This window comes from Deltaproteobacteria bacterium, from assembly GCA_016874755.1.
Lineage (GTDB): Bacteria > Desulfobacterota > Binatia > UBA9968 > UBA9968 > DP-20.
On the sequence record VGTH01000044.1, the window covers coordinates 1 to 19,259 of the forward strand.

At 57.9% G+C, this 19,259-nt stretch carries 19 protein-coding genes; 2 read left to right on the plus strand and 17 right to left on the minus strand.

The window, feature by feature from the left end:
• Positions 1-167: 167 nt before the first annotated feature.
• Entirely contained in the window at positions 168-485 is a 318-nt protein-coding gene (locus tag FJ145_21280) for a nitroreductase family deazaflavin-dependent oxidoreductase (GenBank protein ID MBM4263939.1), read from the plus strand.
• A gap of 113 nt (positions 486-598) precedes the next feature.
• On the opposite strand, the gene FJ145_21285 is transcribed toward FJ145_21280, so the two are convergent.
• Complete coding sequence (locus FJ145_21285) at positions 599-1,492, minus strand: DMT family transporter (protein MBM4263940.1); 894 nt, start codon at positions 1,490-1,492, stop codon at positions 599-601.
• 8 nt (positions 1,493-1,500) lie between these two features.
• Positions 1,501-1,704 (minus strand): hypothetical protein, encoded by a 204-nt coding sequence (locus FJ145_21290; GenBank protein MBM4263941.1) that lies wholly within the window; start codon positions 1,702-1,704, stop codon positions 1,501-1,503.
• A 93-nt stretch (positions 1,705-1,797) separates the two neighbouring features.
• Here FJ145_21290 and FJ145_21295 point away from each other — a divergent pair, with 93 nt between their 5' ends.
• The gene (locus FJ145_21295; GenBank protein ID MBM4263942.1) at positions 1,798-2,622 is read left to right on the plus strand and encodes a phosphodiester glycosidase family protein; all 825 of its coding nucleotides are present in this window, start codon (positions 1,798-1,800) and stop codon (positions 2,620-2,622) included.
• 64 nt (positions 2,623-2,686) lie between these two features.
• Here FJ145_21295 and FJ145_21300 read toward each other — a convergent pair whose 3' ends face one another.
• From FJ145_21300 to FJ145_21370, 15 genes are all read right to left on the minus strand, one after another.
• On the minus strand, positions 2,687-4,129 hold the full coding sequence (locus FJ145_21300; protein MBM4263943.1) for an NADH-quinone oxidoreductase subunit N: 1,443 nt from the start codon (positions 4,127-4,129) through the stop codon (positions 2,687-2,689).
• Complete coding sequence (locus FJ145_21305) at positions 4,116-5,660, minus strand: NADH-quinone oxidoreductase subunit M (GenBank protein ID MBM4263944.1); 1,545 nt, start codon at positions 5,658-5,660, stop codon at positions 4,116-4,118. The genes FJ145_21300 and FJ145_21305 overlap by 14 nt, the downstream gene beginning before the upstream one ends.
• Positions 5,661-5,665: 5 nt before the next feature.
• Entirely contained in the window at positions 5,666-7,600 is a 1,935-nt protein-coding gene (gene nuoL / locus FJ145_21310; protein ID MBM4263945.1) for an NADH-quinone oxidoreductase subunit L, read from the minus strand.
• Positions 7,594-7,896 (minus strand): NADH-quinone oxidoreductase subunit NuoK, encoded by a 303-nt coding sequence (nuoK, locus tag FJ145_21315; GenBank protein MBM4263946.1) that lies wholly within the window; start codon positions 7,894-7,896, stop codon positions 7,594-7,596. The genes nuoL and nuoK overlap by 7 nt, the downstream gene beginning before the upstream one ends.
• Positions 7,897-7,903: 7 nt before the next feature.
• Complete coding sequence (locus FJ145_21320; GenBank protein ID MBM4263947.1) at positions 7,904-8,398, minus strand: NADH-quinone oxidoreductase subunit J; 495 nt, start codon at positions 8,396-8,398, stop codon at positions 7,904-7,906.
• A 5-nt stretch (positions 8,399-8,403) separates the two neighbouring features.
• Positions 8,404-9,531, minus strand: a complete 1,128-nt coding sequence (locus FJ145_21325) for an NADH-quinone oxidoreductase subunit H (protein MBM4263948.1) — start codon at positions 9,529-9,531, stop codon at positions 8,404-8,406.
• Positions 9,531-11,114 carry a 2Fe-2S iron-sulfur cluster binding domain-containing protein gene (locus FJ145_21330; GenBank protein MBM4263949.1) on the minus strand — a complete coding sequence of 528 codons (1,584 nt, stop codon included), beginning with the start codon at positions 11,112-11,114 and terminating at the stop codon, positions 9,531-9,533. The genes FJ145_21325 and FJ145_21330 overlap by 1 nt, the downstream gene beginning before the upstream one ends.
• A 100-nt stretch (positions 11,115-11,214) precedes the next feature.
• On the minus strand, positions 11,215-12,483 hold the full coding sequence (gene nuoF / locus FJ145_21335; protein ID MBM4263950.1) for an NADH-quinone oxidoreductase subunit NuoF: 1,269 nt from the start codon (positions 12,481-12,483) through the stop codon (positions 11,215-11,217).
• Positions 12,484-12,575: 92 nt separating this feature from the next.
• The gene (gene nuoE / locus FJ145_21340; protein MBM4263951.1) at positions 12,576-13,049 is read right to left on the minus strand and encodes an NADH-quinone oxidoreductase subunit NuoE; all 474 of its coding nucleotides are present in this window, start codon (positions 13,047-13,049) and stop codon (positions 12,576-12,578) included.
• Positions 13,050-13,100: 51 nt separating this feature from the next.
• On the minus strand, positions 13,101-14,291 hold the full coding sequence (locus FJ145_21345; protein MBM4263952.1) for an NADH-quinone oxidoreductase subunit D: 1,191 nt from the start codon (positions 14,289-14,291) through the stop codon (positions 13,101-13,103).
• Positions 14,288-14,851: an NADH-quinone oxidoreductase subunit C gene (locus FJ145_21350; GenBank protein MBM4263953.1), complete on the minus strand. Its 564-nt coding sequence runs from the start codon at positions 14,849-14,851 to the stop codon at positions 14,288-14,290. The genes FJ145_21345 and FJ145_21350 overlap by 4 nt, the downstream gene beginning before the upstream one ends.
• A 6-nt stretch (positions 14,852-14,857) precedes the next feature.
• Positions 14,858-15,214, minus strand: a complete 357-nt coding sequence (locus tag FJ145_21355) for an NADH-quinone oxidoreductase subunit A (GenBank protein ID MBM4263954.1) — start codon at positions 15,212-15,214, stop codon at positions 14,858-14,860.
• A 190-nt stretch (positions 15,215-15,404) separates the two neighbouring features.
• Entirely contained in the window at positions 15,405-16,526 is a 1,122-nt protein-coding gene (locus tag FJ145_21360) for an acyl-CoA dehydrogenase (protein ID MBM4263955.1), read from the minus strand.
• Between the two features lie 74 nt (positions 16,527-16,600).
• A complete protein-coding gene (locus tag FJ145_21365) occupies positions 16,601-17,815 on the minus strand; it encodes a hypothetical protein (GenBank protein ID MBM4263956.1) in 1,215 nt (404 codons plus the stop codon).
• 94 nt (positions 17,816-17,909) lie between these two features.
• Complete coding sequence (locus FJ145_21370) at positions 17,910-19,091, minus strand: CoA transferase (protein ID MBM4263957.1); 1,182 nt, start codon at positions 19,089-19,091, stop codon at positions 17,910-17,912.
• Between the last annotated feature and the right edge of the window lie 168 nt (positions 19,092-19,259).

The following is a 19,259-nucleotide window of genomic DNA, read 5'->3' on the forward strand; positions in this document are numbered from 1 at the left end:
CTGCGATTCGCAGAGCAGGGCGACCGCCGGTCGCCCCTACGAGGCGGCGTCGAAGCGGATATCTGTTGCCTTCGCTCCGGAAGAGTTTCACTTCGATCGCGCCGCAGCGATGAATAATCCGGGCTAGAGAGTTGCGCCAAATCCAATCACTTCGTATATTCGGCGTTATGAACCTCAAAGACGGCGCAACTTTAGTCGCGAACCTAACCACCACTGGCAGAAAAACCGGCCAGCCGCGCACGGTGGAGCTGCGCTTTCTCTACTACCAGGGAAACTTCTATGCGACCTCGACGCGAGTGGCGGGCAAACACTGGTGCCAGAACATGCTCAAAACTCCGGCCGTGGAAATCAGCGCCAAGGGCGAGAAAATTGCCTGCACGGCGCGCCAAGTTGCCGATGATAACTTTCGCAAACAAATTCTAACGCTGCGCGACAATCCACCGCAGTTGGAGCGCGCTGTGTTCGAAATCAAACCAAATTGCTAACCGTGCAAAGGAGTTGGGTTACGCTCCGCTAACCCAACCTACAATTCGAACTCGCGCCTCACGCCTTGCTGTTTCCGCTTTTCGTTTTCCGCGTTTCCGCTTTCATAATTTTCTTACCCCTGGCTCAACACAAACACACCGAGCACAATCAAGCTCGCCGCGACGCCGTCGCGCAGCGTCACCACTTCCACGCCGCGCAGGGTGAAATGCGCTAGCGCAAAGGTCACCAGCGGCGAGATGCGCCAGATCGGCGAGAGCAGCGCCGCCGGGCCGTAGACCAGCGCGTAAAAGGTGCAGAGCGAGCCCAATCCTTCGGTGATGCCCGACAGCGTCGACAGCGCCAGCGCCTTGGCCGGCACGCGTTGAAACTTGATCTGCAGACCGATGACCCGGGCAAACAAGAACATGAACAGCAGCGCCGATACTTGAGTGATCATCGTGCCGAGGATTGGCAGGTTAGCGGAGTTGATGCCGATCTTTTTGAAAATCGGGTTCACACCAAAGCAAAGCGCGGAAACAATCGGAAAGAGAAAATACTGAAACTTGTCGACCCCGCGCCGGCCACTGTCTTTTGACTGCGTCAGCACCGCGATGCCAAAGACGATCAACGTCACGCCAGCTGCGATGTACCAGCTCATCTGCTCGCCGATGATCAACACGGCAAGCACGGCGGTCAACAGCGGCGAGCTATTCTTGATCGAGGTCGCTTTCGACGCGCCGATCTTATCGATGCCTTTGTAATAGAAAACTTTGCCGAAGCTCGCGCCCACCGCGCCGGCGAGAAAAAACGCCCAGAAGGCGCGGCTGCCGAAGTCGATTTGAAAAATCTCGCCGGACTGCACGGCGAGGCCGACGAGCATGATCACCGAAACATGCTGCTCGACCAGTGTCGCCGTGCTGACATCGGTGTACTTGAGAGAGCGCTTGAGCAAGAGCGGGCTGATGCCCCAGAGAATGCCCGCCGCCAGCGCGTAGGCGATACCGACTTGGAGTTCCGAGCTGAACACGGTTGAGACTATTTCTTAGTCTCCTCCTTCTGCTCGGTCATTTTCTTTTCCATACTCTCGACGTTTTTCTGCATGCCTTCCATCATCGCTTTTTCCTTTTGCATGCCCTCTTGGATGACTTTCTGCACGTCGACGGCGTCCTTCTTTTCACCGCAGGCCGCAAGCGCGGTCAGCGTGGCAGCCACCGCAACTAAACGAATGAATTTAACCATGTTTCCTCCTAGAATTTTCGCACTCATCCAGTTAGCAGCAATGCGCGGCGTGAAGCAACTGGCATTTGCCCCTGGCTTTGTTATCCTCCAGGTGTGCAATCGATCATTCTCGTCCTAACCCTCATGCCGGCGCTCTTGGCGCTGATGACCGGTGCCGGTCACGCGCAGAAGGCCGCCGCAAAAATTGGCGCAACGCTTAGCATCTCGGATCACGGCAACTGGCGCGTAGTGCACAAAGGCATCGAGTATCGCAAGATCACGCTGCAGCGCAGCGACCCCAACTCCACGGTGGAGTTGAAAGTCCTGCGCTTTGACCCGAAGGAAACTTCCGCGCAAGTGCTTGACGCCGGCAGATTTCAACTCAAAGGCGCCGAGGCCAAAACCTTCGCCGCAAAGAGCGGTGCCGTGGCGACTATCAATGCCAACTACTTTGACGAGAAAGGGCGGCCGCTCGCTTATCTGAAAACCGCCGCTCGGGAAGTCAACCGATTGGTTTCCAAGCACGCGCTCTACACCGGCGTGTTCGCCGTGCGCGACGGCGCGCCCGCGGTCATGCACCGCGATGAGTTTCAAGCGGCACAGGCCAGCGAGGCGCTGCAATCGGGACCGTTGTTGTTGCTGCGCGGCGCGCCAGTGGAAACCATGCCAGGCCTGGGCCGATACGCGCGGCGCGCCGTGGTGGGCGTCGATAAGAGCGGCCGCGTGCTCATTGCCGCAACCGACGGTGCGCTAGGCGGTGTGAGCTTTACTGAGCTGCAAGAATTATTTTCCAATTCGCGCTGGCAATTGGAGACTCCCGATCTCCTCAACCTCGACGGCGGCAGCTCGGCGCAGCTCTATGTCAAAACGGGAAAGTTCGAAGAGTCGGCGCCAGGGTTGTCTGAAGTTCCGGTGGCGATCGGGTTTTTTGCGAGGTGAAAAACGCGGCGCGAAGAGGGCAGATTCTTCGTCACTGCGCTCCTCAGAATGACGCCTGCTAGCGTTATTCCAAAGACGAGAACGCCAGCCGGCTCCATTCAAGCGTCGTCGACGGGAGCACGCCAAGCAAGAGCGTGCCGGCGAGCGCCAGCGCGACCGCGACGTAGAGATAGGGCGATTGGCGAAAGCTCTTGGCCTCGGCGCCGCCCTCTTCCATGTACATGGCGACGATCACGCGCAGATAGTAAATCACCGAGAGCAGGCTGTTCAACACACCGATGATGGCGAGGTTCAGGTGACCTGCCATCACGGCACCGCGAAAAACGTAGAACTTACCGACGAAGCCGGCCAGCGGCGGGAAGCCGGCCAGCGATAGCATGAAGATTCCCATGGCGGCGGCGAGAAACGGCCGGCGAAACCCGAGGCCGGCAAAGTCGCTGAAGTTTTCGTGGGGGTCGTTGGTTTCATGCAGGCTGGCGAGAACCGCGAATGCGCCGGCGGTCATTAGCATGTAGGCCGCCGAGTAAAACACCAGCGGCAAGCCGCCCCATTCTTCACCGACGACCAGGGGTATCAATAGATAGCCGGCGTGGGCAATGCTCGAATAGGCGAGCATGCGTTTGACGCTTTTCTGGGCGATCGCCAGCAGATTGCCAAAGGTCATGGTGCCGATGGTGATGACCCAGAGCGGGAAGACCCAATCGCCGTCCAGGGGCGCCAATTTGTGCATCAGAATGCGCGCCCAGGCGGCAAACGCCGCGGTTTTGACCGCCACCGACATGAAGCCGGTCACCGGTGTCGGCGCCCCCTCGTAAACGTCGGGCACCCAAAAATGAAACGGCACCGCACCGACTTTGAAGGCGAAGCCGACCAGCAATAATAGCGCGCCGCCGATCAGATAGAGCGGCCAGTCGCCCGACGGCTCGATCAGGTAGGCGGAAATCGAGTTCAGATTGGTCGAGCCGGTGGCGCCGTAGATCAAGGCGATGCCGTAGAGCAGAAACCCAGTGGCAAAGGCGCCCATCAAGAAATATTTCATCGCCGCTTCGCTCGACCGGCTGTTGCTGCGCCACATCCCGGTCAGGACATAAACCGCCACGGACATGGTTTCGAGACCCAGGAAAAACACGATCAAGTCGTTGGCGGCCGCCATCAGCACCATGCCGCAGGTGGCAAACAAGATGAGCGCATAGTACTCGCCTTCATAAATTCGCGTCTGGCGCACGTAGTGGACCGACGAAAGAATCGTCAGCGCCGCCGCGGCGATAAAGATCTGGGTAAAGAACAGCGCAAAATTATCGAGCAGGATGGTGTCGCCGAAGGCCCCCTCGCGGCTGCCCCAGAGGAGCACAGCCTCGGCCGAGCACAGCCCCAGGCCGAGCAAGCTAATCCAGGCGAGCAGATTTTTTTCCCGGTCGCGCAGCAAAAGGTCGAGCAGCAACACGACGATCGCTGTCAGCGCGATGTGAGCCGCGGGCAGAATCGGGATGAGGTTAACGTCGCTCACGCGGCTGCTCCGGGTTGGGTTCGAGTTTCAGCGCCACTGGCGCCGATTGGATGGCGAAAACCTTTTTCAATGTCAGATCCACCGACGGCTGCATGCGGCTCAGAAACGGCTGCGGATAGACGCCCATCAAAACGATCAGAAAAATAATTGGCGCCAGCAAAAGAATTTCCCGGCCGTTTAGGTCGTGCAGCTTTTGATTCTCGGGGTTGTTGAGCGGACCGAAGATCACGCGGCGGAACATCCACAGCATGTAGACGGCGCCCAGTATCACACCGCTGGTGGCGACCGCCGTCCAACGCGGTGAGACCCGAAATGAGCCGAGGAGAATCAAAAATTCGCCGACAAAGCCATTCAAGCCTGGCAAACCGATGGACGAAAAGGTCACCACCAGCAACAGCGCGGAAAAGATCGGCAGCTGTTTCCACAGACCGCCGAACTCTTCAATCAGCCGCGTGTGGCGGCGATCGTAGATCATGCCAACCAGGAGAAACAGCGCGCCGGTCGACAGGCCGTGGCTGATCATCTGGTAGATGCTGCCCTGTATGCCTTGCATGTTGAGCGCGAACAATCCCAAGACGACAAAGCCCAAATGGCTCACCGATGAATAAGCCACCAGTTTCTTGATGTCGGTCTGCATCATCGCAACGACGGCGCCGTAGACGATGCCGATGACGGCCAAGGCGATGAAGAGCGGCGCGGCCATCAGCGCTGCATCGGGAAACAGCGGAATCGCAAACCGGAGAAAGCCGTAGGTGCCGAGCTTCAACAAAACGCCGGCGAGAATCACCGAGCCGGCGGTCGGCGCTTCGACGTGCGCGTCCGGCAGCCAGGTGTGAAACGGAAACAGCGGCACTTTGATCGCGAACGAGAGCGCAAAGGCGCCAAACAGCCAGAGCTGCTGATCGAGCGGCAAATCCAGTTTGTAAATCTCCAGCAGATTAAAGGTCATCACCTGATTCACCTGCGCATGGCGCGCCGCCAGATAGATAATCGCGACGAGCATGAGCAGGCTGCCAGCCATAGTGTAGATGACGAATTTCAGCGCCGCGTAAATGCGCCGCGTGCCGCCCCAGACGCCGATGAGAAAGTACATCGGCACCAGCATGACTTCCCAGAAAACATAGAAGAGAAACAGATCGAGGGCGACAAACGCGCCGAGCATGCCGGTTTCCAGAAGCAGCATGAAGATCAAATACTCTTTGACTTTGTCCTTAACCGACCAGGAGGCGAGGATGGCGATCGGCATGAGGAGCGTCGTCAGAAGAACTAGAAACAGACTGATGCCGTCGATGCCGACATGGTAGCTGATGCCGAAGCTCGGCATCCAGGGCACGCGCTCGACCAGCTGCATCTCGCCGCGGCCGGCTTGGAACAGATTGAACACTTTTAGCGAAGCCATGAAGGTAATCAGCGTGGTGGCGAGCGCCATCGTAAACAGCGCATGCTTCTGCGTCCTCGGCATCAACGCCAAGGCGAAGGCGCCAACCACGGGCGCGATCAGAAGAAAGCTCACGTCGCCGATTACGAACATGGTTCCTATTGCTGCCTCAAGAAGTACGCCAGCAGCGCCAGTGTGGCGATCAAAAATGCCGCGAGATAGTGCTGCACGTTGCCGGTCTGCACGCCGCGCCAGACTGAGCTCAGGCCACGCGCGCTGGCACCGACGCCGTTGACGATGCCGTCGATGATCCAGGGATCGAAGAAGCGCGCAAAAAAGCTCGAGATCGCGGTGAACGGCTGGACGATGAAAAAGTCATAGAGCTCGTCGATGTAATACTTGTTGAAGGACAAACGATAAGGCGCGCCACCGGCCAGCGCCGCCAAAGAATCCGGCGCCGTGCTGCTCTTATAATAGAAGCGATAGGCGAGCAGAACGCCGACTGCGATGATCGCCAGGGTCAGACACATCAAACCAAGCTCCAACTGCACCGAGTGATGCGCCCCCTCATGCGCGCCGAAAATCGGTGCCAGCCATTTGTCCCAGCGGCTGCCCCAGAGATATTCCGGGGCACCAAGCCAACCGGTAAAGATCGAACCGATGGCGAGAATAATCAGCGGCTCGGTCATCACTTCAGGCGATTCATGCAGGTGCGCTTTGGTTTTCGCGTCAGCCCGGCAGGTGCCGTGAAAGACCATGAACAGTTGCCGAAACATATAAAACGCCGTGAGCCCGGCAGTCAGCCAACCGACGACCCAAAGCCAGCCCGAGCCATGGGCACTGCTATAGGCTTGCCAAAGGATCAAGTCTTTGGAGAAAAAGCCGGCCGTAAACGGCGCGCCGGCAATCGCTAACGTCGCGACCACATAGGTCCAATAGGTCCGCGGCATGTGTTCTTTCAAACCGCCCATCTTGCGCATGTCCTGCTCGCCGCCCATGGCGTGAATCACGCTACCGGAACCGAGGAACAGACAGGCTTTGAAAAACGCGTGCGTGAACAGATGAAATACCGCGGCGCTGAAGGCGCCGACGCCGACGGCGAGAAACATGTAGCCCAACTGGCTGACTGTGGAATAGGCGAGCACCCGCTTGATGTCGGTCTGGGTCAAGGCAATGGTCGCCGCGAAAATCGCCGTAGCGGCACCGACCCAGGCGATCAAGTGCAGCGTTCCAGGAGCCAACTCGAACAAGAAGTGCAGCCGCGCGGTCATGTAGACGCCGGCGGTTACCATGGTCGCCGCATGAATCAAGGCGCTCACCGGCGTCGGCCCGGCCATGGCGTCGGGCAGCCAGACAAATAGTGGAATCTGCGCCGACTTGCCGGTGGCGCCGACGAAAAGCAAAAGGGTGATGGCGCCAATGGCGATCGGGCTCAAGAGTTTTACGTGCTTTTCCAATTCGACGAAATCCAGCGTCCAAACTCCCTGGCGCGCCAGCTCGGCCACCAGCAGAAAAATCCCCAGGACAAAACCGAAATCGCCGATGCGGTTGACGATGAACGCCTTGTTGCCGGCGATGGCGTTGTTCTGATCGCGATACCAAAAACCGATGAGCAGATAGGAGCACAAGCCGACCCCCTCCCAACCGACAAACAGCAGGAGCAAATTATCGCCCATCACCAACAGCAGCATGAAAAACAGAAACAGATTCAGGTACACGAAAAAGCGCACCATGTCGGTGTCGTGTTCCATGTAGCCCAACGAATAGAGATGAATGAGAAACCCGATGCCGGTTACCACCAGCAGCATGACCGCGGTCAGAGCATCGGCCTGGAGGGCGAAGTTGACTTTGAAGCTGCCCGACTCGATCCAGGTATAAACCAGGTCGCGGAATATGCCGTTGTTGGGCAGCAGGTAAAAAACCCAGAGCGCAATCGCAAACGACGCCGCCACCGCGGACGATGCCAGCAAGCCCGCCGCGGTCTTGCCCATGCGCCCGCCAAAGAAAAGATTGATCGCGCTGCCCGCCAAAGGCAGCAGCGGAATCCAGCGCAACAGATCGCAGGGCAGAGTGAGTTGCGTCAGCGCTACCATTTGAGCAGTTGCATCTCCTGCGGATCGAGGGATTGCCGGTGGCGAAAAACCGAAATGATAATGGCGAGCCCGATCACCGCCTCAGCCGCCGCCACCGCCATGACGAAAAAGACCGTCACTTGCCCGGCCATAGCGCCCAGGTAGCGCGAAAACGCAATGAAGGTGAGATTTACTGCGTTGAGCATCAATTCGATCGACATCAAGACGACGATCAGATTGCGCCGCACCAGCACGCCGATCACGCCGATGGAAAAAATCACCGCGCTCAGAATCAAATAATAATTGAGCGGCACCAGCGCCATCTTAATGTTCCCTCTTCGCCAGCACGACCGCGCCGACGATCGCCACCAACAAGAGCACCGAGGCGATCTCGAACGGCAAGACAAATTCCGTGAAAAGACTCTTCGCCAAAGTCTCGGGGCTGCCAAAAATCTCCGTCGCCACCAGCGGGTCGGCGGGCGTTTCACTGTGATTCATCACCGCCATCAAGAGACCCGCCAACAACGACGCCAACACCGTGCCGAACCCCCAGCCAAGCGCGCGCGGCCGCTCCAGCGCCGTCGGGTTCAAAAACATAATGACGAACAGAAACAAAACCATGATCGCACCGGCATAAACCAACACCTGCAGCACGCCGACCATCGGCGCATGCAAGGTGAAAAATAGAATCGCGATCAAAAACAGCGCGGCGACCAGGGCGATGGCGTTGTGCACCACGTTGCGCTTGAACACCACCACCAGCGACGCCAGCACCAGCAGCGCGGCGATGAAATAGAAAAAGAGGATCGGCAATGTCATGGCTGCTATTCCACCGCGATGATGATCAAAGCTGTAATCAACACGTTGAGGAGCGCCAGCGGCAGCAGCATCTTCCAACCCAAGCGCATCACTTGATCGTAGCGAAACCGCGGCACGCTCCAGCGCAAAAGAATTTGCAGCCAGCAAAAGAAGAGGACCTTAAGCGTAAAGGCGCCGACTTGCATGAGCACGATCAACCAGTGCGGCATCAGCAAAACCGAGCCCCAGGGAAAGTGGAAACCGTCGCTCAACAGGTAAGGCACCTGCCAGCCGCCGAAAAATAGCGTCGTCACCAAGCCCGCTGCAGTGACGATTTCAGCGAACTCGCCGGCAAAGAACATGAGAAACTTGCCGCCCGAATATTCGACATGATAGCCCGCGACAATTTCTGATTCCCCTTCGGGCAGATCGAAGGGCACGCGCTTGGTTTCAGCGACGGCGGCGGTAAAGAACAGCAAAAACGCCACGGGCTGCAAGAATACACCCCAGGCTGGCAGCCAGCCGATGGCGGCCCTCGCCCCACCCCAGGACTCGGGCAAGAACTCGCGCAGCAGCATGCCTTGGCCGCGGGCGATTTCCTGCAATTCGAGGGTCCCGTAAACCATCAGAATGCCGACCACCGACAAGCCCATGGCCACTTCGTAGGAGATCATCTGCGCCGAACCGCGCACGCCGCCGAGCAGAGAAAATTTATTGTTCGATGCCCAGGCGCCGATGACGATGCCGTAGACGCCCAAGGATGCCATGGCGAAAACATAGAGGATGCCAATGTTGATGTTGGCGACCTGCAAGTTGATCAAGCGATCGCCCCACTGCAGCACGTCGCCAAACGGAATCACCGCGAAAGTGACCAGCGCCGGAAACAGCGCCATGCAAGGCGCTAGTGTATGGAGAAACTTATCGCCGGCGGGCGGAATGAAATCTTCCTTGGTGAGAAACTTGAGCGGATCGGCAATCAGCGTATTGACCAGCCCCATGCCGGCAAAGCCGAAGATCGACGCGCGGTTGGCGCCGATGCGATCTTGGATCAAGGCGCTGCCTTTGCGCTCGACCCAGCCTAAAATGCCGGCCAGGTTGAGCACCATGAAAACAACCAAAAAGGCTTTGATGGCGATGATTGTGAAATCGACGATCATGACGCTGCCGCACCACCACTTTTGAGATCGACCCCCTGATCGCCGATCGCGGCGTAACTCAAGCCGCCATAGGCCGCGACTTCTTTAGCCAGTGCAGCGAACACCTGGGCCGGAGTCGCGTACGACAACTTCTCACCGGCGAGCTCAAGCAAACGCGAGAAGATTTCGCAATCCTGCAGCGCCCCTTCGGGCGGCAGCACGGCGGCGTTGAGCCGCTGCACGCGGCCGTTGCGATTGGTGTACGTGCCGTCCTTCTCGCCGAAGTGCGTTGCCGGCAAAACCACATGGGCCAACTTCGCGGTCTCCGTCAGGCGCGTGTCCTGGACCACCAGAAAGGAAAGTTTTTCCAAGGCTGCGCGCGCTGCTGCGGCGTCGGCGCTTGTGTAAATCGGGTCCTCGCCAACGATGAACGCATTGGTGAATTCACCGGCGGCGATGCGTTTCATCAGCATTTCATAACCGCCGTTAGCACCCACGCCCATGTCGCGCGCACCGCGCCAGTTGGGTGAGCGGTCCGGGCTCATGAGAATTTTTTGCGTCTCGGTCAACGCCCGCTCTTCATAGAAAACCGCCGTCACGGCGTTGACCTTGTCCATCAGCTTGGCGAATAGGAAAGCCTCTTCGTTGGTGCTGCGGCCCGAGAGAATCGCCGCCGTGGCGCGGTTCGAGCCACGGCCGGTCAGCACGGCGCGCAGCGCCTCGTCCCACGTGGCCGGCATGAGCCCGCCTTCGCCGCGAATCAGCGGCGTTGTCAACCGTTCGCCCTCGGTTAACCCCTGAAAGCAATAGCGCCCTTCGTCGCAGATCCAGTGTTGGTTCACCGCATCGTTGATGCGCGGTTTAAAGCGCGCGATCTCGTTTTGATACGTTTCGACGCTGATATTGCAGCCAGTGCTGCAGCCCGGACAAACCGACGGCGTCTTCTGCAAGTACCAGACGCGCACCTTGAAACGAAAGTCGCGATCCGTCAGCGCGCCGACGGGGCAGATGTCGACGACATTCGCTGATAAAGGATTGTCGAGCACGGCGTCATCAAAGAGCGAGATTGTCGCATGGTCGCCGCGGTTGATCACCGCCAGTTCGTTGGTTTTGGTGATCTCCTGGCAGAAACGCACACAACGCGTGCACTTGATGCAGCGCTCGCCGTCGAAAATAACGTTGGGGCCGAAAATGGTTTTTTTGCGATCGTGGATTTTGCCGACGTCCTGACGGCTCTCCTGGAGGTTGTGCTCCATGTAGTAGTTTTGCAGCATGCACTCGCCCGCCTGATCGCAGATCGGACAATCCACCGGATGGTTGATCAGCAAGAATTCCATCACCGCTTTGCGCACCGCCAACACTTTAGGGCTCTGCGTCAAGACCGCCATGCCCTCGGCCACCTGGGTGTTGCAGGCGATCTGCAGCTTGGGCATTTTTTCGATTTCGACCATGCACATGCGGCAGTTGCCGGCGATGGACAGCTTCGGGTGATAACAGTAATGCGGTATCGCCACACCGGCCTCGGCCGCCGCCGCAATGACGGTCTTGCCCTTCTCGGTGACGACCTCGGTGCCGTTGATTGTGATCTTTACGGGATCCATCTATTTTCGCCGATACTTGTAGGGGCAGGCCTTGTGCCTGCCCGCGGATCGGGCAACCACAAGGGTTGGCCCTACAACCAATCCAACTACGTAACGCGCGCTAGTGCGTAACGGTGCACTTCCCTGCCGCGATATGAGCTTCGAATTCATCGCGGAATTTTCTGATAAACGCCCCCGGCGGCCACGCCGCGGCGTCGCCGAAGGGGCAGATCGTGTTGCCGGCGATGTTGCCGGCGACGTTGAGGATCAGATCCAAATCGCCTTTTTGGCCTTGGCCATGCTCGATGCGGTGCAGTATTTTCTCCATCCAGTGAACGCCTTCACGGCAGGGGCTGCATTGGCCGCATGATTCGTGCGCGAAGAACCGGCCCAGGTTCAACGCCGCTCGCACCATGCAGGTGGTTTCGTCCATGACGATGACGCCGCCGGAACCGAGCAGACTGCCCGCCGCCTGAACCGATTCGTAGTCGAGGTTTACTTTTTCTAACTCCTCCGGTTTTAACACCGGCATGGAGCCGCCGCCGGGGATGACGCCTTTTAATTTTTTGCCGTTGGCCACACCGCCGCAGTCTTCTTCGAGAAATTTCTTGAACGGATAGCCCATCTCGACTTCGTACACGCCTGGTTTAGCGACATGGCCGCTGACGCTAAAAAGTTTGGTCCCTTTGCTTTTCTCAGTGCCCATTGCCGAATAGGCGGCTGCGCCCCGTTCGAGAATCCACGGCAGCGTCGCCAGCGTCTCGACGTTGTTAACCACGGTTGGACAGCCGAACAACCCATGGGTCGCCGGAAACGGCGGCTTGACCTTGGGCCAACCGCGGCCGCCTTCCAATGACGAAAGCAAACCCGTCTCCTCACCGCAGATATAAGCGCCGGCACCGCGGTGCACGATCAAATCGATATCGTAGCCCGTGCCCAAAACGTTTTTGCCCATCAATCCCGCGCCATACGCTTCTTGAACCGCTTGCTCCAAGCGCTTGGCGCCAAAGGCCATCTCGCCGCGAATGTAAATGAACGAAGTGTGCGACTGAATCGCAAAGGCCGCGATCAAAGTTCCCTCGACGATGGCGTGCGGGTCTTGCTCGATCAACAAGCGATCTTTGAACGTCCCCGGCTCGCTTTCGTCAGCGTTGCAGACCACGTACTTCGGCTTCGGGTTATCCTTTGGAACGAAGCTCCACTTCATCCCCGTCGGAAACCCAGCACCACCGCGGCCGCGCAGCCCTGAAGCCTTCACTTCTTCGATCAGCTGCTCCGGCTTCATGCTCGAAACAACTTTTTGCCACGACGCATAGCCGCCGCGCGACTGGTAGGTCGCCAGCAGATGAGAATCGGGAACACCGATATTACGGAGTAAAACTTTTTCCATGAACTAAGAAATGGATAATGGACAATGGATAATGGACAATGATTCGGAACTTAGAATTGCGAGTTTTGAATTATCCATTGTCAACTATCCATTCATTTCATTCCGTCGAGAATCTTATCGATCTTCTCGTCGGTCAGATTCTCATAATAATCGTCATTGACTTGCATCATCGGCGCCGTGCCGCAGGAGGCCAGACACTCGACCTCCGATAACGTAAACCTCTTATCTTCCGTCGTTTGGCCCGGCTTGATGCCCAATTTCTTGCTCAGATACTCGGTGACCTTCTCCGCGCCGCGCAGCGCGCACGGCAGCGTACGGCAGACCTGAATATGGTGCCGGCCGATCGGCTTCTGGTTGTACATCGTGTAGAAAGTCACCACACTCTGCACCCGTGCCGGCGCCTGCCCCATCAGTTTGGCGACGTATTCGATGGCCTCCGAACCGATATAGCCGAACTCTTGCTGCGCTAGATAAAGCACCGGCAGCATCGCGGCTTCCTTCTTAGGATAGCGCGCAACCGTCTCCTCGAATTTCTTATAAGTCTCGGGCGAAAACTCCAAAGCCATAACCAAATCCGAAACGCCTTACCCCTTACTCCTCACCCCTCACGCGAAATCTTACCGGTCGCATTCCCCGCCGATCATATTCACCATGCCGAAGGTCGGCACGATATCGGCGATCATGTAGCCCTTGATCATTTCCGGAAAAGCCCCCATGGCGATAAAGCAGGGCGGGCGCACGCGCACGCGATAGGGCTTGCCGCCGCCGTCGCTGACGATATAAAAGCCGAGCTCGCCATTGCCGCCCTCGACGGCCGTATAAGTTTCCCCGGGGGGCACTTTGATGCCCTCCATGATGATCTTGAAATGATGCATCAGTCCTTCGATGCTGCCGTAAACTTTTTCTTTCTCCGGCAGGACAAAGCGCGGATCGTCGATCCACACCGGTCCCACCGGCAATTGCTCCAGGCCCTGTTCGACGATGCGCATGCTCTGTTCGAGCTCTTGAATGCGGCAAACGAAGCGATCGTAGTTGTCGCCCTTGGTGCCCACCGGCACATCGAACTGCATCTGGTCGTAAACGAGATACGGATACGCTTTGCGCACATCGTAGTTGGCGCCGGTGGCGCGCAGCATGGGACCGGTCAAGCTATAATTCAACGCCGTCTCACGCGAGATGACGCCGATGTTCGACATGCGGTCGATGAAGATCCGGTTGCGCGACAGCAGCCGGTCGCAGTCGCCGAGCAATTTGCGAATGGTCTTGAAAGTTGCCCTGACCCGCTCAGCGAAATCCTGCGGTAGATCGTGCTTCACGCCGCCGATGCGCACATAAGTCACCGTCAGGCGCGCGCCGGTCAAATTCTCGATGATGCGCGTGACCATCTCGCGCGCCTCGATCATATAGAACCCGACCGTGATGGCGCCCAACTCCGACGCCGCCATGCCGCAGCAGGTGAGATGATCGAAGATCCGCGCCAGCTCGCTGATGATGACGCGAATGTATTGGCAGCGCGGCGGCGTCTCGGCGCCGATCAGTTTTTCCACAGCCAGGGCATAGCCGACGTTATTGATCAGCGACGAGGCGTAATTGAGTCGGTCGGTGTAAGGAATGACCTGGGTCCAGGTCGCGTTCTCGCAGCTCTTGTCGAAGCCGCGGTGCAGAAAGCCGACTTCGACGTCGCAGTCGAGCACTTTCTCACCTTCGAGCTTCAGGTTGAACTTGATCGTGCCATGGGTCGCCGGATGGGACGGCCCCATCTGCAGCTCCATGATCTCGCTCGGCAGCTCTTGCTCTTCGGCTTTCATTTTTTGCGATTGATCTCGTGCTGCAGTCGGCGCAACTTGTTATTCGACCGTTCATCGACGAACGTGCCGTCGACATGACGCTCCGGCACGCGCGGTTGGCACTGATTGATCGGATAATCTTTTCTCAGCGGGTGACCCTGGAATTCGTCATACAAAAGAATCCGCCGCAAGTCGGGATGATCGACAAAGCGAATACCGTAAAGGTCCCATACTTCGCGCTCGAGAAAGTTGGCGCCGCGCCACAGCGGCGTTAGCGACAGCACCGTCGCGTCGCTCTCCGGCACCGGCACGCGCACGCGCAAACGACAGCCGCCCTGCGTCACGGTGAGCTGATAGACCACTTCGAAACGCGGCTCTTTCTTTTTCCAATAGTCGACCGCCGTAATGTCCGAGAGTAAATCGAAACCCAACTGCGCATCTTCTTTGAGCAAACGAAAGCTGTCGCGCAGCCCGTCGCGGCTGAGCATTACAACGTTGTCGCCCTGCGGCTGCAACGTTTCCAAAACCTTCGACCCAAGTTTTTCTTGGATGTATGAAAGGACCGGGCTCGCCTCAGCCATGCCGCATCAATCCCACTCCAGGGCCCCTTTTTTCCAGACGTAGATGTAGCCGACGGTCAAGATGATCAGAAAAATTCCCATCTGAATCAGGCCGAACATGCCCAACTGCCGGAAATAAATCGCCCATGGATACAGAAACACCACTTCAAGGTCGAAAATCAAGAATAACATCGCGATCAGGTAGAACCGCACGGAAAAGCGAATGCGTGCATCGCCGCGCGGCGGATTGCCGGACTCGAACGGCTCAGCTTTCACCGGGTTGCTCGACTTGGGCCCTAGCTTCCAGGCGAGGAAGAGCAACGCCAAAACGATGATCCCCGCAATCGCGAAGAGCACCAGCAACGGAAAATAGGGGCTGTGCATATCGGCTGATAAAAAAAACCGTACCGCCCAAATGAGAGGTACGGAAAGATGTCCGGCAACTCTTTAGTTTTTATGGGGAAATTGTCGGGCTGTCAAGGTAAAGTCGGTGCCGGCACCGCGTTTAGCGTTTGGAGTCTAGCGTCTGGCGTTGATCGGAACTTAGACTCCAGACGCTAGACCCTAGACGCTTTTAGCCGCGCGGATAAAGCGCATCCATCATCAACTTCTTATGTTGGCCCGGCGTGCCGAGGTATTGATAGAGCGTGTGCGCCAGCACGCTGTGCGCCATCATCGGGTGGCTGTAGTCGGTGCCCGGGCCGGCCCAAACCATGTGCGCGTAGTTGGTACCGTGGTAATAGCCGTCGCTCGCCGTCGCTTTGGCTTCGTGCGCCGCGGCCTTGGCGTCCATGCCGCTTTCAATGCGCCAGATCGCCTCGTAAGTCGCCCAGCGCGCGGTGTCCATGCAAATCGAGATATCGACGCAGTGGTCCTGCACCCGTTGGAAGCGGCCGATGGGCTGGCCGAAGACGACGCGGGTGCGCGTGTATTCGCAGGTGATGTCGAAAACTTCCTGGGTCGCGCCGACTTGATAGGCGGCGAGGATCGGCAGCGTCTTCGTCAGTGCCGCATCGAGCGTCGCCCAACTGCCGCCGCTGGTGCCGATGAAATTATCGGCGCTGACCGCGACGTTATCGAAGTTGACCTCAAAGGCAGAAATTAGAAAACCCACCAGCGGTTTCACCGTCACGCCCGGCCGCTTGGCGTCGACGAGAACAAACACTAATTTGCCCTCTTCGGTGCGCGCCGCGCACAAAAAGTGGGTCGCCGCATCGGCATCGAAAACAAAGCGCTTGTGACCTTTGACGAGATAGCCGGCGGGAGTTTTCGTCAGCCGGGTCTCCACCGACTCCGGTCCCCAATAGGCGGCCTTGTCGGTGATCGCCGGCACGACGATCGTCGTGCCTTTGCAGAGCGCCGGCAGCAGCGCCTTGCGCTGCGCGTCGTTGCTAGCTTCATAAATAATCTGCGCGCTGAGAATTCCGGAAGTAAACAGCGGTCCCGGCACCGGCCCGTGGCCCAGTGCTTCAAATACCACCGCGCAGTCCATGGTCGACAACCCGGCGCCACCGACATCTTCCGGCAGCATCATGCCAAGCCAGCCCAGCTCGGCGGCCTTCTTGATGATCTCCGGGCGATAAACCGCTTTGTTCAAAAACCATTGAGTCATCTGATGCGCCGGCACTTCGGCCTTGACAAAATCCGACGCCACTTTTTGCAGCATCTCTTGGTCTTCAGTAAGTCCTAAATCCATATGAGTCTCCTAATGCTTCCGTCTCCAAGCGGGCGCGATGAATCGCGCGCCTACTATTGCCTGTTGCCTCGTGCCTAATCCGTTTCCGGCGCCTTCTCGACGGTCGGCCGGCCGAGGCCCAAACGCCGTGCGAAGATAACGCGGTCGGTGTCGAGTGTGCCGCCGCCATGCAGTTGGCCGGGGCCGGTGCGCACGGCGTATTCGAAATCGATTACTTCGTGGACCGACAAGTCTTGCACCAGCGCGTCGCTGCCCATGATCGCCTGCAAGCGCTCGCCATTGCGCAGCCGCATCATGCGCTGGAAGTAGCGCTGCTGTGGGCCGCCGTAGGGATGCGGCTTCTTGGCGAAGCGGCGCCAGTAAATCAGTTGATTGAAGCGGCGCAGCGTGTTCAGCTCGATAAACATATCCGCCATCGCGTCGCGCACGCGCGGATCTTCGATAATCGGCTTGCCGTCGACGTGGGTATTGCGGCAGTATTCGACCACCCGCTCGAATAACGGATCGGCCGCGATGCGGCCGTCGCCGCCATGCTCCAGCTCCATGTGGGTGCTGGCAACTTTCCAGCCGTTGTTCTCGCCGCCGATCAGATACTTCGCCGGCACCCGCACGTTGTCGAAGAACACCGCGTTCTTGATGCCCATCATCAAATTCATGTGCTGGATGGTGATGCCCGGCAGGTTCGCCGGAATGTGCAACCAGCCCAGATTCTCGTGGCGCTTGCCCTGCGGATTGGTGCAGACCAGGGTCCAGAGATAATCGGGCGGCAGATGGTGCCCGACCATGACCTTTTGACCGTTGACAACGTAGTGGTCGCCGTCGCGAATCGCTTTGGTCTGGCAGTTGGCGATGTCGCTGCCGCCATGGGGTTCGGTCAGCACCTGCCAAACGCAGATCTCCGCGCGCGAGATCGGACCAAGAAATTCGGCTTTCTGTTCTTCGCTGCCCCAGCGAATCAACACCGGCGAGACGATGCGCGCCAACGTGTAGAAGACATGCGACAGGTTCAGGCCGTACTTGAACAGCTCGGTCTCCAAAACGATCTGGTGATCGACGGACAGGTCGGCGCCGCCGTATTTCTTGGGAAACGTTGGAAACAGCCAGCCCTTGGCGCCAAGTTTTTGCGCCAGACCGCGGCGAAATTTGTACTCTTGATCGTCTTCGCGAGTCGACCAAGAGGCCGACCAGCGCAAGTGCTCGAAGCCTTTAAATTCATTGGCCAGCCAAGTGCTGACCTCCGTACGAAACTCCAGTACCTGGGGTGGATCTGCGGAAACGGTGAAATCCATAGCTCGCTCCTTTCAGTCGTTCGCGGTTTCGAGTTTGGAGTTTCGTGTTACGGGTTCTCAACCCGAAACACGAAACCCGGAACCCAAAACGAATTCATACTACTCCACTCGCTCTTAGTTCTTTAACTGCGTGCGCATCATAGCCGATCTTGGCCAGCACCTCTGCAGTGTTTTCGCCCAAGAGTGGTGCCGGACGAAAAAATTTCGGCGGCGTGCCCGACAAGTTGATCGGGCTGCCGACCAAATTGCTGGTGCCCATCTTCGGATGAGTGATCTGCTTGGGAATACCCAAATGTTTGATCTGCGGATTGTCGAACACTTCGCGGATGGTGTTGATCGGCGCGTTGGGAATCTCGTTGGTATCGAGCCGCGGCAGCCAGTAGTCGCGCTTTTTCTTGGCAAACGCCGCGCGCAGCATTTTGACTATTTCATTGTGGTGGTCGGTGCGCTGCTTGCGCGTCTCGAAGCGCGGGTTGCCAATTTGGTCGTCGAGCTCACCCGCTCGAAGCAGTCCCTCCCAGGCTTTGTTATGGCCGGAGAGATGCACCATGAACGGTTTGCGGTCGCAGTCGAGCAGGCTGTAGATGCGCCCCTTGGGAAAATTCTCGCGCGACACCGCTTCGCCGCCGTTTAAATAGTCCGAGACATGCGACTCGATAAACGCAATGGCCACTTGCAAGAGCGACACGTCGATAAACTGGCCGCGGTTAGTCTTCGCCCGCGCCAGCAGCGCCGCCATGATGCCGTGGGCCGCGAAGATACCGGCGGAATGATCGACGAACGATATGCCCGCCACTTTGGGATCGTCCAGGTCGGTCACTAGGCTCATCATGCCGCTCAGCGCCTGGCCGATGGTGTCGAAGCCCGGCTTATCGCGGTAGGGCCCGCTCTGGCCGTAGCCGGAAATCGAGCAATGAATCAGCTTCGGATTGAGTTTTTCGAGAACATAGAAGTCGAGGCCCAACTGCTTGCGCGTCGGCGGCCGGAAATTTTCCAGAAAAATATCGGCGGTTTCGAGCAGTTTGAGCAAAATCTCGCGCGCTTTTTTCTCGCGCAAGTTCAAAGTCACGCTCTTCTTATTGCGGTTGAGCGCGCGAAAGCTCGGCCCATAGCCTTCGTATTTCGGATTGCGCCCGCGGTGCGTGTCGCCGCCATTGGGCAGCTCTATCTTGATGACTTCGCAGCCTAAATCGCCCAGTAAACTACTGGCATAGGGCCCAGCCACATGGCCGCTGACATCGATACAGGTAAATCCTTCGAGTGCTCCGGAAATCATTCGCCGTAAAACCGTTCAAGGGAATAGAATTCACTTATCGTAATCGAAAAATGTTGTCCATATGCCGCGCTTTGCGCGGTAGTTCCAACCGTTCCAGCGGTTCAAACCGCCGGATTGACATCTTGGCCATTTGGCGAAGCAACCGGTCTCAGTGTATTGTGTAGCAGA